This window comes from Acinetobacter sp. P1332, assembly GCF_044057475.1.
GTDB lineage: Bacteria > Pseudomonadota > Gammaproteobacteria > Pseudomonadales > Moraxellaceae > Acinetobacter > Acinetobacter johnsonii.
Genome location: NZ_CP171157.1, coordinates 2187504 through 2202082 on the forward strand (window position 1 = coordinate 2187504; position 14579 = coordinate 2202082).

15 protein-coding genes and 3 pseudogenes are annotated in these 14579 nt (G+C 41.3%); 11 read left to right on the top strand and 7 right to left on the bottom strand.

Annotation, left to right across the window (positions count from 1 at the left end):
• Positions 1 to 43: 43 nt before the first annotated feature.
• The 5 genes and pseudogenes from ACFN7Z_RS10785 to ACFN7Z_RS10805 all read right to left on the bottom strand — a co-directional run.
• Positions 44 to 769, bottom strand: a pseudogene (locus ACFN7Z_RS10785) (acetamidase/formamidase family protein); the annotation flags it as partial.
• 13 nt (positions 770 to 782) lie between these two features.
• Positions 783 to 1256, bottom strand: a pseudogene (locus tag ACFN7Z_RS10790) (IS630 family transposase); the annotation flags it as partial.
• Positions 1257 to 1273: 17 nt separating this feature from the next.
• Entirely contained in the window at positions 1274 to 1621 is a 348-nt protein-coding gene (locus ACFN7Z_RS10795) for an IS630 transposase-related protein (RefSeq protein ID WP_039890557.1), read from the bottom strand.
• Positions 1622 to 1657: 36 nt separating this feature from the next.
• Positions 1658 to 2164 (bottom strand): annotated as a pseudogene (locus ACFN7Z_RS10800) (acetamidase); the annotation flags it as partial.
• 217 nt (positions 2165 to 2381) lie between these two features.
• Entirely contained in the window at positions 2382 to 2963 is a 582-nt protein-coding gene (locus tag ACFN7Z_RS10805; protein ID WP_010326411.1) for a hypothetical protein, read from the bottom strand.
• Positions 2964 to 3184: 221 nt separating this feature from the next.
• On the opposite strand from ACFN7Z_RS10805, the gene ybgC reads away from it, so the two are divergent.
• The 6 genes from ybgC to pal all read left to right on the top strand — a co-directional run bounded on the left by ybgC (position 3185) and on the right by pal (position 8343).
• A complete protein-coding gene (ybgC, locus tag ACFN7Z_RS10810; RefSeq protein WP_004693869.1) occupies positions 3185 to 3592 on the top strand; it encodes a tol-pal system-associated acyl-CoA thioesterase in 408 nt (135 codons plus the stop codon).
• 26 nt (positions 3593 to 3618) lie between these two features.
• Positions 3619 to 4317 carry a protein TolQ gene (gene tolQ / locus ACFN7Z_RS10815; RefSeq protein WP_004980607.1) on the top strand — a complete coding sequence of 233 codons (699 nt, stop codon included), beginning with the start codon at positions 3619 to 3621 and terminating at the stop codon, positions 4315 to 4317.
• Positions 4317 to 4769, top strand: a complete 453-nt coding sequence (tolR, locus tag ACFN7Z_RS10820; protein WP_004693872.1) for a protein TolR — start codon at positions 4317 to 4319, stop codon at positions 4767 to 4769. The genes tolQ and tolR overlap by 1 nt, the downstream gene beginning before the upstream one ends.
• Before the next feature lie 3 nt (positions 4770 to 4772).
• Positions 4773 to 6080 carry a cell envelope integrity protein TolA gene (gene tolA / locus ACFN7Z_RS10825; RefSeq protein WP_010326410.1) on the top strand — a complete coding sequence of 436 codons (1308 nt, stop codon included), beginning with the start codon at positions 4773 to 4775 and terminating at the stop codon, positions 6078 to 6080.
• 357 nt (positions 6081 to 6437) lie between these two features.
• Positions 6438 to 7721: a Tol-Pal system beta propeller repeat protein TolB gene (gene tolB / locus ACFN7Z_RS10830; RefSeq protein ID WP_010326409.1), complete on the top strand. Its 1284-nt coding sequence runs from the start codon at positions 6438 to 6440 to the stop codon at positions 7719 to 7721.
• A gap of 52 nt (positions 7722 to 7773) precedes the next feature.
• Positions 7774 to 8343, top strand: coding sequence for a peptidoglycan-associated lipoprotein Pal (gene pal, locus ACFN7Z_RS10835; RefSeq protein WP_004693879.1), 570 nt, complete (start codon positions 7774 to 7776; stop codon positions 8341 to 8343).
• Between the two features lie 60 nt (positions 8344 to 8403).
• Here the strand turns inward: pal and ACFN7Z_RS10840 are convergent, their stop codons facing one another.
• Positions 8404 to 8604, bottom strand: a complete 201-nt coding sequence (locus ACFN7Z_RS10840) for an NF038105 family protein (RefSeq protein ID WP_004980614.1) — start codon at positions 8602 to 8604, stop codon at positions 8404 to 8406.
• Positions 8605 to 8785: 181 nt separating this feature from the next.
• On the opposite strand from ACFN7Z_RS10840, the gene ACFN7Z_RS10845 reads away from it, so the two are divergent.
• The 5 genes from ACFN7Z_RS10845 (at position 8786) to ACFN7Z_RS10865 (ending at position 12074) form a co-directional block, all read left to right on the top strand.
• On the top strand, positions 8786 to 9760 hold the full coding sequence (locus ACFN7Z_RS10845; protein ID WP_058952079.1) for a class 1 fructose-bisphosphatase: 975 nt from the start codon (positions 8786 to 8788) through the stop codon (positions 9758 to 9760).
• Between the two features lie 53 nt (positions 9761 to 9813).
• Complete coding sequence (locus ACFN7Z_RS10850; RefSeq protein WP_159151782.1) at positions 9814 to 10590, top strand: RNA methyltransferase; 777 nt, start codon at positions 9814 to 9816, stop codon at positions 10588 to 10590.
• A gap of 161 nt (positions 10591 to 10751) precedes the next feature.
• Entirely contained in the window at positions 10752 to 11366 is a 615-nt protein-coding gene (locus tag ACFN7Z_RS10855; protein WP_010326406.1) for an RNA polymerase sigma factor, read from the top strand.
• Positions 11363 to 11680: a hypothetical protein gene (locus ACFN7Z_RS10860; protein WP_010326405.1), complete on the top strand. Its 318-nt coding sequence runs from the start codon at positions 11363 to 11365 to the stop codon at positions 11678 to 11680. The genes ACFN7Z_RS10855 and ACFN7Z_RS10860 overlap by 4 nt, the downstream gene beginning before the upstream one ends.
• A complete protein-coding gene (locus ACFN7Z_RS10865) occupies positions 11670 to 12074 on the top strand; it encodes a DUF3106 domain-containing protein (protein WP_010326404.1) in 405 nt (134 codons plus the stop codon). The genes ACFN7Z_RS10860 and ACFN7Z_RS10865 overlap by 11 nt, the downstream gene beginning before the upstream one ends.
• 76 nt (positions 12075 to 12150) lie before the next feature.
• Here the strand turns inward: ACFN7Z_RS10865 and ACFN7Z_RS10870 are convergent, their stop codons facing one another.
• Positions 12151 to 14571, bottom strand: coding sequence for a CSLREA domain-containing protein (locus ACFN7Z_RS10870; protein ID WP_010326403.1), 2421 nt, complete (start codon positions 14569 to 14571; stop codon positions 12151 to 12153).
• Positions 14572 to 14579: the final 8 nt, after the last annotated feature.

The window sequence follows — 14579 nt, forward strand, 5'->3', positions numbered from 1 at the left end:
AATGCAAAAGAAGGAGGCTTAATGCCGCCTTCTTTTTGGTTCACTATCTATTCTTTGTTTCTTTAAACTCATTAAAGTCTGCTTTACGGATCATGGCATGAATACCTTTGGTACGATCAACCACTTGGGATACCTCAAAGTCTGTAGCGGCACTTAAATAAGCATATGCAATTTCTTCTGAAATACCATATTCATCAACCAAAAAGCGAATCGCTTCACGTGTTGATTTACGCATTGCTTCGTCCAAATCTTCGTCTAAACCAGGCGTAATCCAAAACTCCGCATTCTCTGCTAGAGGTTGTCTAATGGTTTTACCAGGTACTTTATCCTTGCCCGCTTTTAACAATGTAATTTTAAACGTTGCCCGTGCTGATCCCTCAAGAGCAGTCAAGGAAACTTCACCATCTCCTTGAACAAAATGACTATCACCTGTATAGAACAGTGCACCTGGCACTTGTACAGGATAGTACACCGTTGCCCCAGCACTTAACTCATTAATATCAATATTTCCTCCATAAAATGATGGGGGTACTGAATGCACAGGTTCGCTTGTATTTGCAGCCACCCCCATAGTTCCCATAAATGGGTTTAAAGGAAAGCGGATTGATGGGCCTGTATCAGTTTTTAAAACACCTTCCCAAACTCCATTTTTATTTTTTTCAATTGGCGTAAAGATAGAAACATTACCATATGCATCTGGATTATTTGCTGAAGCTCCATCCATCTTTTTACGCTTTGGAAACTCAGGTAATGTACCCTTTCCATGTCTATAGTCAAACCGCTTAATTACCCATACACTCGTTAAAGAAACGACTAAAAAGCTTATCTATTGAGTTAACCAACCATTTTTTCCTTTTTGCTTTCACCCATGCCCACATTTTTTCAATAGGATTAAGGTCAGGACTATAAGGTGGTAACCAAAGTATTTGATGCCCATGTTGGCTTAATAGATCTTGTATATCTGGTCGTTTATGGAAGGCTGCATTGTCCATGACAATTACACTATTCGAGGGTAGTTCTGGTAATAAAAACTGATCTACCCAAAAATAAAATACATCCGAATTTACTTTGCTATCAAATAAACCCACTGCAAATAACTTACCCTCATGGATTGCTCCTATTGCATTGGTTTGATTTTTTAATTGCCAATTATATGTTCCATAACAAGGAGTTCCCTGTTTTGAATAACCATGAGGTCTATGTTCATGAGATTTAAATCCACTTTCATCAAGATAGATGATCGGGTGTTGATACCTTAATCGGTTTAAATCTTTTAAATACTGCTCTCTGAGTTCTGTTTTTGCTTTCGGGTGCCGTAAGGTCTTTTTTTAACTGTAATATTTAGACGCTTGAGCGCATCTCCAATTGTAGAAGTAGCACAACCAAAACGAGCAGCGCGTTCATATTGATAATCATCGGGATATTGCTCAACATCTGCACGTAAGGCATCATCATCAACTTTAGATGGTTTTCTTGGTCGAGTTCTTTTTATTTCGATTCGCTTTTTCCATTCGACAATTGTATTTTTATTAATTTCGAAGTGCTGAGCAACCGCTCGGATAGATTGACCTTCTTCAAGCTTGGCTAATATTTTCTTTCTAAAATGTATTGGATAACTCATATCGGTATTGTATTGGTTTTTTGGCGTGCGGACTATATTTGAAATCACACCATAAGGAACTCGTGGTTCAACTTTTAAGATTTCAACTTTTAAAATATCCCCAGGCATTGCACCATCAATTGCAATTGGACCTGTGATGATGTGTGGACCATCTTTATGAAAATCATGCTTTAAATTGGAGCGCGTAATTAATTTTGCTTCATCTAGAACATTTTCAGATTCAACCCCATGCGATGAAAAATACTTTTCAGCATCTCTCCCCTGATCTTCAAGCAATCCTTCATGTGAAACAGTATCAAAGGTCACTGTACTTTCCGATGGAACTGTTAATACTGGTTTAGCATTCTTATTTGGTAAATAGCCCCATGTAATTGTTTTTAATGTACTTGGAACATAATAATTCCCTTGATATTCACCTTTTTTTAATAACATTGGCTTATTTTCTAGTTGTTTTAAAACCTGAAAGTCATCAGCAAAAGTGAAAGATGAAAGTGCTAAAAGACCAGATGTGACAGCTATAGATAATGCTAAACGCGTTGACATATGTAAATTTCCCTAATTTAATTACATAACGCTAAAAGCAAATTTAATGCCATTTTAAGTTATTATTCACGTTTTAATAAAGTTATACCTAGTCGCTCTATTAGTCAGCTTCTTAATACAATACTGGGTATGCATTTATAAAATATTTAAATAACATTATCTTTTTTTTAAACGAGAATCCATCACAAGCCTTGGCTATACATCCCCTCTCGACAATTTATAAAGAGGAAATTTCTCTCACCTCTTCGACCAGCATTAACTCACACGCCCCATTCCCTGTGTCTGTCCGACTCAGTGAACTGCGCCACGTCCAACCATCAGCCGATTTAACTTCAACCAGTTGCCCTTTTAAATAAACCATGTCGTCTACATCAATATCTGCAAGTTTTTGTGCAACAACTTTATTGGCTGGGATCAAATGCGTATTGGCACTACTCGAGGCAATATCATTTACTGGAATGGGTGGATTGTTCTCATAACGCCGATAATACCAACGATTACTTTGTGTAATAGATAGTTGCTTGTAGACTTCAGGCTTCGCCATCTCGTTCCAACCCAAAGCAAAATCCACAGGACTTAGCTCTGCTTCACGACCCATCCTATAGTTTTCACGCGCCAACACACGAAACTCTCCCGCATATGGTTCTAAGGAAGTAATTGTGTAGCCTTCAACTTGCTGTACATTTTCAATCGGTGAATATAACTCTAAACTTCTGCTTCCTTGCTCAGGCTTAAGCCAATATGTCCACAGCGCAAATGCCACAGCCAAAATAAGCAGCAGTTTAAAATAACCATTCATTCCCTTATCCTTATATTTTTATAGCCATACAGCGTTCAACTCCCCCAACAGTCATGAATCACAATATTTGACATCTTGTGCCATTGGAGTGAAATCTCATAATGCTAAACTGCGACGCATTAGTACTTTGACGTGCATCAATTTTAAGACCCTGTCCTTAAATATAAAAGCGCCAAGTCAATCTAAATCGACTCGTACAACTGGAAAAACGGAATACTCTCATGGCGAATAAATTTGAATTCAACATTCGTGTCTATATTGAAGATACTGATGCAGGTGGCATTGTTTACCACGCCAATCATATTCGCTTTATGGAGCGTACCCGTACTGAGTGGTTACGTGCTTCTGGTGTAGATCATTACTGGCATCAAAAAGACTATAACTTCGTTGTACACAAAATTAATGTGAAATATTCACGTCCAATTTTAATGGATGATTTAATTACTGTTACAGCAAGTGTTGTTTCGTGTAAGGCTACGTCATTTGTGTTGCAACAAAATATTTATCGTGGTGAAATCATGCTTGCATCTGGTGAGGTCGAATTGGCATGTATCAGTTCAGAAATGAAACCACGTCGACTTCCCGATGAAATCCGCGAACTGATTCTAAAAGAATTAGGACAAGACTAAAAAAATTATTGGCACATGTAGTAACTATGGCAACTCAACTCGAATCATCTCTTCAAGTTTCAGATCTAATATTACAAGCAAGCCCAGTCGTACAACTGGTAATGCTGGCTTTACTTTTGGCCTCGCTGTTTAGCTGGTATCTGATTGCCAAGTTACACATGAGTTATAAAAAAGCACAGGCAGACGATGACCATTTCCAAAAAATTTTTTGGTCAGGTGCTGAACTGAATACGCTGTATAACAATGCGCAACTTAACTCCAAACGTGTCGGCCTTGAGGATATTTTTTATCAAGGTTTAGGCGAGTTTTTAAAACTAAAAAAACGCAATGCTGCTACAGCTCAAACCATTGAAGGCACAGAACGTATTTTACGCGTCGGTCTAAGTCGTGACCAAAGCCAACTTGAACAAGGCTTAGGTGCTTTGGCCAGCATTGGTTCTGTTGCCCCGTATGTTGGCTTATTTGGTACCGTTTGGGGCATCATGAATGCATTCATCGGTTTAGCAGACGTAGATCAAGTCACCCTTGCAACGGTTGCACCCGGTATTGCTGAAGCCCTCATTGCTACAGCGATTGGTTTATTTGCAGCGATTCCTGCAGTATTGGCATTTAACCATTACACAGGAAAAGGCGAAACGGTTTACTCCGATCGTGCTTTATTTGCAGAAGAAATGGTTGCGTTATTACAACGTCAGTCTTTGGGTGAAACTAAGGAACATGACTAATGGCAATTCAACGTTCAGGACGCTTCGAGCGCATTAAAAAACCACTAAAAAGTGAGATGAACGTCGTCCCATATATTGACGTCATGCTCGTATTATTAGTGATTTTTATGGTCACCGCACCCATGATTACTAGCGGCATCAATGTCGATCTTCCTCAGGCCAATGGCAACCCCATTGAATCAAAAGATGCACCTGCAATGGTCAGCTTAGATAAAGAAGGTCGCTATTTCCTTAAATATAAAACACACAGTTCAGCTGAACCTTTGGCTTTATCTGAATTGACGTCTATTTTAAGTGAAGCACAGCAACAAGCTCAGGCTGAAAATAAAACTTTAACCGTTGTTGTGGAAGGTGAACAGTCACGCTCTTATGGCGAAGTCATGTCGCTCATGAACAGCCTACAAGAAGCGGGCCTCAGCCAAGTTGGATTACTCACAGAGCCATTAAAGTAATTTATGAAAGATTTTAAAAAGCCACCTTTTAAACAAAAAGCCATCGCGCTTGGATTTACCTTTGGTGTCCATGTGATTGCTGTTGTTGGCTTACTTTATCTTGGTATGAGTAAACCACCAGAGCCACCGAAGCAAATTAGAACTGTGCTCATCAAACCTGAGGACTTAAAGCCTGTTACGCTTGAAGAAACAGAGTTTACGGAAACAGCACATGAAAATGTAGCCAAAGAAATCACACAAACTGCTCCACCAGTTGTAGAGCCTGCACCTGTTATCCCAACTGCACCACCTATAACACCCGTTGTGCCAAAGGTCGACGCTCAAAAGGCAGCAGCGGATGCTAAAGCTGCTGAAGCGGCAGCGCGTAAAGCTGAACTACAGCAGCAGATTCAGGCACGTGCAAAGGCTGAAGCTGAAAAACTACAAGCTCAGCAAGAACGTGCTGCTGCCCGTGCAGCGGAGCAAGCTAAAAATGCTGAGAAAGCCAAAGCAGATGCAGCGGCGAAAGCCGAAGCAGATGCCAAACGCCGAGCAAACTTAGAAGCATTGAAAAAAGCAGAGGCAGTACAAAAAGCGAAGCTAGAGGCACAAAAGAAAGCAGATCTCGCTAAAAAGCAGCAACAAATTACTGACGCCAATAAAGCTAAAGTTGCGGCTGATGCAAAAGCCAAAACCGATGCCGATAAAGCCAAGGCTGCCGCTGATGCAAAACGTAAAGCCGATGCGGACAAAGCAAAAGCCACCGCTGATGCAAAAGCCAAAGCAGACGCCGATAAAGCCAAGGCAAATGCCGATGCTAAAGCTAAAGCAGATGCAGCGAAGGCCAAAGCTGACGCTGATGCGAAACGTAAGGCTGATGCGGATAAAGCTAAGGCAAATGCTGACGCAAAAGCCAAAGCTGATGCCGAAAGAGCCAAAGCTGCCGCTGATGCCAAACGTAAAGCCGATGCCGATGCCAAAGAGCGTGCGGCTGAAGAAGCACGTGCTTCATCTGCAAAACAAGCTGCCGAAGAAGCCGCACAAAAGAAAGCTGAAGCAAAGCAAATTGCTTCAACGGCAAAGCGCGACTTTGAAAATAAAATTAAGCGTGCTTGGGATACCCCAGCAGGTTCAACGGGTAAAACCGCGACTGCACGTGTCACGCTTTCGGATAGTGGCGCTGTACGTTCTGTGATCGTGAGCTCCAGTGACCCGGACATGAAAGCCAGCGTCGAAGCAGCTGTTCGTTCTGCTGCACCCTATCCAATGCCTTCAGATCCAGAAGCGCGCCGGCAAGCACAAAGCTTTACCTCATCCTTTACTGCAAAATAATCCAAATCCCTCTGAACAGTCAGGGGGATTTTTAGCCTAAATCTCAGTACTTTTATATACTCAAATAACTTATTTTAAATACGTTTAATCTGTATCCATGTTCAATAGTAATCGATGTGAAGTCTTTAATTTCAGTCGATATTTCACTCCATATAAGCAAACCGCCACTCTCCCTTATCACACATATCTACCTATGTGTTTTTGCATTTACGCTTAAACGACTTAATTCTTACTCATTTTTCACAGTGTTATAACAGATCAGTCATAATTTCATGCTTTTAATATTAGAAAATCATGCCATTATGTAGAACAATTAAACCCACAATAAAAGCCGTTTGTTTGAGTAAATAACGAATGATGGAAATGACGCGTAAACACCTTCTTAGCCTAGCCATTTTAACTGCTTTCAGCCCAGTCTTAGTGACTCAAGTGCATGCTCAGCTTCATTTAGAAATTGCAAAAGCACCTGAAGAAGCGCCTAAAATTGCAATCGTACCTTTTAGCAATGACAGTAGCCTCTATCCTATTATTGAAACAGATTTAAACCGCTCAGGGAAATTTACCAGCGCTTCAAAAAATTTACCTGCAACCGCCAGCATGAATAATCCGAACGCAGCCAACTGGCAGGCTGCAGGTGTTCCATATGTCGTTACAGGAACAGTAAAAACCACTGAAAATGGCAGTTACGAAGTTCATTACCAACTTTATGATGTCCAAAAACAACAATATCTTTTAAATGAATTATTAACTGTTCCAGCATCACGCGTTCGTTCTGCTGCACACATGATTAGTGATGCTATTTATCAAGCATTAACTGGTATTCCAGGAGACTTTAGCGGTCGTATTGCTTATGTACTACGCAATCCTGCTACACCAGAGCAACGCTATACACTACAAATCGCGGATACTGATGGTGAGCAACCACGTACAATTTTAACGTCACGCGACCCCATTCTATCGCCTGCTTGGACTCCAGATGCCAAGAAAATCGCTTATGTGTCGTTTGAAACCAAACGCCCTGCAATTTATGTCCAAGACCTTTCCACAGGTGCGCGTGAAAAGCTTGCTAGCTTCCGGGGTCTAAATGGCGCACCAAGCTTCTCTCCAGACGGGAAAAGTATGCTGTTCACCGCTTCTATGCATGGCAACCCGGAAATCTATCAAATGAACTTGGAAACCCGTCAGCTGCAACGTATGACCAACGACAGTGCCATTGATACTGAAGCGCGTTATGCACCAGATGGTAAGTCATTTATCTTTACTTCTGACCGTGGTGGTTCTGCACAAATTTACCGTTATGACTTGGCAAATAGTAATTATAACCGCCTGACCTTCCGTGGCGCATTCAATGCACGTGGTACGCTCAGTGCCGATGGCAAAAAGCTGGCACTGGTTCACCGTCCAAGTGGTAGTAACTATAAAGTCGCTATTCAAGATTTAAACTCAAGTGTCACCAATATTTTAACGCCAACCAGTTTGGATGAATCACCAAGTTTCTCGCCAAATGGGCAGATGGTGGTCTATGCAACGCGTGAAGGTTCACGTGGTTTGTTGTCGATCATGTCACTGGATGGCCGTTTCCGTATGAATTTACCAAGTGAACAAGGTGAAGTCCGTGAACCCGCTTGGGCACCCAAATAACTTTTTTAATGACTAGTCATTTAATAATCATCAATTTTCATGGAGATGAAGAATGAAATCGATCAAACTTTTAGCCCTTCCAATCTTAGCGACTGCTCTTGTAGTTACAGGATGTGCGAGCCGCAAACCCGCTGCGACAATTGAAGCGGGTCAAAACCCAAATGGTTCAACCACAGTCAATACTCAAGGTCTAAGTGAAGATGCTGCTTTAAATGCACAAAATCTTGCAGGTGCATCGGCAAAAGGCGTAACTGAAGCCAACAAAGCATTTTTAGCAAAACGCGTTGTGCATTTTGACTATGACAGTAGCGACCTCAGCAATGATGATTACCAAACGCTACAAGCTCATGCGCAGTTCTTAATGGCAAATGCAAATTCGCGTGTGGCGTTAACAGGTCATACCGATGAGCGCGGTACACGTGAATACAATATGGCATTGGGTGAACGTCGTGCCAAAGCGGTTGAAAGTTTCTTAATCACCACAGGTGTGAGTCCGAACCAGCTTGAAGCAGTTAGTTACGGTAAAGAAATGCCAATCAATGCAGGCCATGACGAAAATGCATGGAAAGAAAACCGTCGCGTAGAAATTAACTACGAAGCAGTGCCACCACTTTTAAAATAATGCTGGTATTACAACTGAAATAAAAAAAGCGCTCCTTTCGATGAGCGCTTTTTTTATGACTTAAACTTGTTCAGGCTTGGGATTTTCATCAGATTCTTCAGCATGTTGCATAGATTCAATCATGTCATGTTTATTGAACTTTTTATACTCAGCCTTTGCTTCGTAATCTTGCCACGCTTTTTTCACGCTATCGTCTGAAATATCATCTAAGTTAATCCCTTCGCTCGGCGTTGGAGTCGCATCAAATTTTTGCGTTGTCATTGTTGTGCTCCTATTTTTACCTGATATTCCTTCCATCAACATAGCACTTTCCACAAGACTTGCAAGGGTAAAATCGAAGCAAATAGTCGAGTTTAATTGTTCTTTTGTCTCGTTCTCGACTAAAATATAGCGCAATGTTGATTTTGTTACGTATTCAAGTTTTAGTGGAGTCCTCCCCCTTATGTCATATCTCAATCTGTCCCAATTTTTAGAACAACAAACGGGAAATCTTACGCCTGAATTGGCACAAGTGATTAGCACCATTGCTGCTACTTGCCAAACCATCGATCAAGCTTTACAAAAAGGTGCTTTAGCTGGTGTCTTAGGTAGCGCGCAGCATGAAAACGTGCAAGGTGAAGAACAGAAAAAACTGGATGTAATTTCAAATGATTATTTGATTGATGCTCTAAAAATCCACCCACAAGTTGGTGGTTTAGCGTCTGAAGAATTGGATGAATTCACGCCAGCTCAAGAAAATGGCAAATATTTAGTTTTATTTGACCCACTTGATGGTTCAAGCAACATCGACATCAATATGTGTGTGGGGACTATTTTCTCAATCTTGCCTGCAAAAAATGCAGTGACACAAGCTGAAGACTTTATGCAAGCAGGCAACCAACAAGTTGCTGCGGGTTATGTACTTTATGGCCCATCAACCATGTTGGCACTAACAGTCGGCGCAGGTACGGTGTTCTTTACCTTTGACCCAGAAACTCAACAATTCTTGCTCACCTCTGAAAATATTCAAGTGGCAGCAGATACCAAAGAATATGCCATTAACTCATCAAACCAACGCCACTGGGAAAACCCAGTAAAACGTTATATTGAAGAACTTCTTGCAGGTAAAACAGGTCCACGTGAGAAAGACTTCAATATGCGTTGGGTGGCTTGTATGGTGGGCGACATTCACCGTATTCTTTGCCGTAGCGGGATTTTCATGTATCCATACGACCTCAAAGATCCGAAAAAAGCAGGTCGCCTGCGTTTAATGTATGAAGCAAACCCTATGAGTATGCTAATTGAACAAGCTGGCGGTGCATCAACAACGGGTCGCGTTCGTATTTTAGACATCGAACCAACTGACCTACACCAACGTGTCCCAGTGATTATTGGTTCTAAAAACGAAGTCGATTTAGTGACCGGCTACCACAACTAATTTTTTTTAAATGCGCATAGCCATCTGAAGCGTTATGCGCATGAGTCTCTCCCATGTCAATCGTTTTTCTTGAATCAAAAGACAACCCAAAGATTAAACATCTGCGCGGTTTAATAGAGCAAAGTAGCTACCGTAAAAAGCAAGGTCAAACTGTGCTTGAAGGGACACACTTAGGCTTAGCTTGGGTTGAAAAAAAGAAGAAACTCAATTCTATTTTCACCACTGAAAATGCACTCGAACACCCTGATATTTGCGATATTTTAGATGAATATGAGGGTGCTGTTTTTGTCATTGCTGAAAGCCTATATCGTGACTTAAGCACATTAGGGACCACTTTGCCCTTCCTGGCAGTTGTAGACTTACCAAGTTCATGCCAAAGTGTAGACTTTAGCTTCGATACCTTGATTTTGGAAAACATTCAAGATCCAGGCAATGTAGGTACACTGCTCCGCTCTGCTGCAGCAGCGGGTATTAAGCAAGTTATTTGTACCAAAGGTTCTGCTGCACTCTGGTCACCACGTGTATTACGCGCAGGCATGGGTGCACACTTCTCACTCAACACCTATGAAAACGTTGCCATCGAAGATGTACTCGAACGCTTTGAAATTCCAGTGTATGTGACCAGCTCACATCAGGCCGAAAGTTTATATCAAAAAGATTTAACACAAGCTTGTGTCTGGATCTTAGGCAATGAAGGCCAAGGAGTTTCTGACTTTGCTTTGGCACATGCTCAAGCACTAAGCATCCCACAGCCTGGTGGCCAAGAATCTCTCAATGTCGCTATTGCGGGTTCAATCTGCTTTTTTGAAATGGTGCGTCAACGACTTTAAAATCGTTAAGTTATATTAACTAAAGTCGGCTCAGTAGAAAAAATAGATTACACTAGAAAAAATAATTACTTGTGTTGTCAACCAAACCATTATTTCCAACGTTATAGGCACATGATCGAGGAAATAATGGTGGGTATCCGATGACAGGATTTTCCATCTCTATGGATTTAGCACCCAAACAGTCTAAAACGCAGGATTCTAGTACTCTAAAGAGTACCGCCGAGTCTCGCCTAAAAAACTTCATGCAAGAAGTGACTGGTCGTGCGTTAGTAATGATGGAAACTGCCACCCAAAACCAGCAGGGTATCGCCATGGATTTGGTGCAAGAAGCTTTTATTTCATTACACAAATCTTATTCAGATCGATCTACGGAAGAATGGTATCCCCTGTTCTATACCATTTTAACCAATAAATTACAGGATTGGCGTCGTAAAGAAGCACGTCGAGCACAACCGTTTTCTTTCTTCAAAAAAGTCAGTCTTGATGATGACGATTTTGAAGTCAATGAGGTGGTCGATGAAAGAGCGCTGAATCCTTCAGACTTCTTAAGTCAAGCTGTCACTGCGGATGAAATTCAAGAAGCCATTGCTGGTCTTCCGGTTCGTCAGCAGCAAGCATTTATGTTACGTGCATGGGAAGGTTTTGATACTGCAACCACTGCGCAAATCATGAATTGCTCTGAAGGCAGCGTTAAAACTCATTACCACCGTGCGATTCAAGGCTTACGCAATGCTCTCGCACATTTGAATCCACATCTAGGAGGATCATCCGAATGAAAGATGATTTCTTAAAGCAAGTAACCTCCAAACTTGATGGGCTCGCGCAACACCACAAGAACAAACCCGTGGTGATGCAACATGTTCTTGATGACATTCAAGATCAAAAGTCCTCACGTTATGGCCTTTGGAAAATGTCTGGTTTTGCTTTAGCTGCGGCTATTGCTGGCTTTGTCGTACTTCCGAACTCTATAACCCTTGATGAAAAGCCACATAACCAAGTGGTTTCGACTCCTAAACTTTCACCTCAAATGGTTGAAGATTTAGAAATGTTATTGGTTTTAGGTGAGGACACTGTTCCACATGGCAGCTAAACGTGTCGCTTTCGCACTTTGCACGCTAGGTTTTTTACAAACCAGTTTTGCAGGTTTTGATCGTTTTTGGATTTTTTCTAAAGATGCAGATACCCAAGTGTCTGAAACATGGGAGTCGTTGTCTGAAGAAGAACAACGAGCGTTGATTCAACGTTACCAATCCCTTAAAGAACTGCCCGATGCGCAAAGTGCAGCCCTGCAACAACGTATGGACTGGTTTACTCAGTTACCTGAACAAGAAAAGCAAAAAATGCGTGACACTTGGCAACAGATGAGCACCCAAGAACGACGTGATTTACGTGTACGCATGCAAAAAGCAGATGCAGATGAACGTGTGAATATTCGAAATGAATATATCAACAAGTACATCCATAGCAACACTGCTACACATTAAGATGCCTAGTTGAATGTAAATACTTTAGAAACAGCCATAAAAAATGCCTCATGTGAGGCATTTTTTATGGCTACATTTATATTTTTCGTCGTTGTCTAAACCACGCTAATGACAACAATCCAAGCACCCCAAGGCCACTGATTGAGCCACCACCACCGCCACTCGCTTCCGTATTGGTATTTTTAGCGGTGTTCGTAAAATACATCATCGCAGATTTAGACTCTTCAGCCTCTGCATCATAGATCACATATTCAATTTCATAAGGGAATGGACTGAAATTATTGCGGACTTCGACTTCAATATTGCCGCCATAACATACATATTTTTCATATTCTCCCGGACAAGAACCTGTACGTTCTGGCTTAATATTAATGCCTGCATCCTGACGTACAATACGAATAGCAAGATCCTTTCCATTCGCATCACGGTGAAATGCTGGACGCTGATGTTCTGCCGCGACTGTACTAATCGGTCCATCACCATCATCACTATCATTTGCAAGTGGATTTACATTGAGTTTTAAAGTGCCACCATAATTCAGGGTGTATTCATCCGTTTTGGCAATAGGTTGTATATTGCTAAACTCCGCTTTTAGAATCCCCGAAGAACTTGCCTGCGTAGCCTTACTCTTTACACTATATTGGCAATACACATATTCCGTGCTTGTTGTAGGCTTACCATCGGTGCGATAAATCATGATTTGTTTTAAATCATCCTTCCACTCACAGCGTAAAGTTGGATCCGCTCTGAGTTTTGAGGTATCCAACACACCATCTTTGGCGCTGAGAACACCTACACCTAATACCTGAGTTTCAGTAATGGTATAATTCTCAGTGTTCATTTCTTTTAAAGCCGACGTTCCATCAGCAGTGTTGACCACAGCCTCATCTTGCAAGACAAACTGAAAGGGATCGACATAAATCGCTCGGTATTTTTGATGTAGTTTGGTTGCCGCTAAAAGCTCTTTATAACGCTTTAACTCTTCATTAAACTCGATCAAAAAGTCTGGATTGGTGTTTTTATCGGCGATTAATTCTTCCAATTCCTTAATATTATTCTCATACGCCTGAAGACGTTCTGCCTGCGAGGTATTTTTCAAATCAGCAATATCCGCTGCTGCTAAACGACGCAACTCAACCGATCCAATATCACAGCTGTTAGCTTCCGCAGGTGCTAACATCAATGTTCCGTCGACAATACGGTCTAGACCACGCTGGTCACTATCATTGCAGCTCAATTTACTGTTGGTATCTAGTAAATCAACTCCTCCACTATTCACTTTCGGAAAATACATTGGGCGGAATAAATTATATTTTGATGGCGAAGTTAAGGAACTGAGTAGACTTCCTATAGCCACATTTTTCACATCAATATTGGTATCTGTCGTACCATCGAGTATTCGTGCACTTGCTGCCAGTTCACACTGACTGGTTGCAGTATCAAACGCATTGTAACCTGCCGTCACACCGGCATCATATTTGTCGGATAGTGTCTGAGAACCGACATAGCGGCATGATGTATTTCCATTATATGCAAGTACATTGTAATACAACGACTTCGTACCGAAATCATCATAATCCAAAACGCTCGCGGCACTGTTTTCTACAATGGTGTTATTTGAAAATAAGAAACTACTTTCAAGACTCAGATTATGCTCTCGGGTATTAACGGCATACAAGATGCTCCCGTTTAGAGTATTCACAGTATTTTTTGCGATCGTATTATTCGCCATAGCAACTTTTGGGTTACCACAAAAATCGAATGTATTTAGATTCGATATCTGACCATTTGAAATAATACTATTCGCTCTAAACTCTATATTCGTTTTTACATCCAACAGCCCTGCATAACATTGCATTGCAAGCACACTACCTACAGTCGCTTGGTTACCTTGTAATACACTATTATTTACAGTCACCTGATGCTCACCAGAACCAACGAGATAGAGTGCTCCACCTTTTTTATCCGACTTTGAGTTTAGAATTTGTACATTATTTAAGGTTAATGCTCCACCGACCAGTAAAGCACCGCCTTCATCTGCCGAATAACCATTTTCTAGAATGACATTCTCTAGCGTCAAACTGGTCTTGGTAATGGTATTAAATAAACGTGACTTTCCACCCGCATCAATCCGTGAAGTCAGCTCACCTAGCGCTGGATACTTAAAAGTGATGGGATTTTTTTCACGATCTAAATAAGGGCTTTTCCCAAAAACCACCACTTTAGACTCGGGAACAATTTCCTTACTCAGCTTATACGTCCCGGCTGCTAACTGAATATAATCGGTTTGACCTGAACCCGTATTCCCAGCACTACAGCCGCCATAAGCCTTATTTAAACTGGCTGTTTTGATTGCCTCACGGAGTGAACATTGATTCATGTTCACATTATCTTCATCATCAAATGTGTTGACATGAATTGTTCTATCTTCTGCAGCCATTAATGTCATAGCAGCTACCACCATGACACCCAATAGTCCTTTTTTAAAGTGTTTCATGTTCGCCC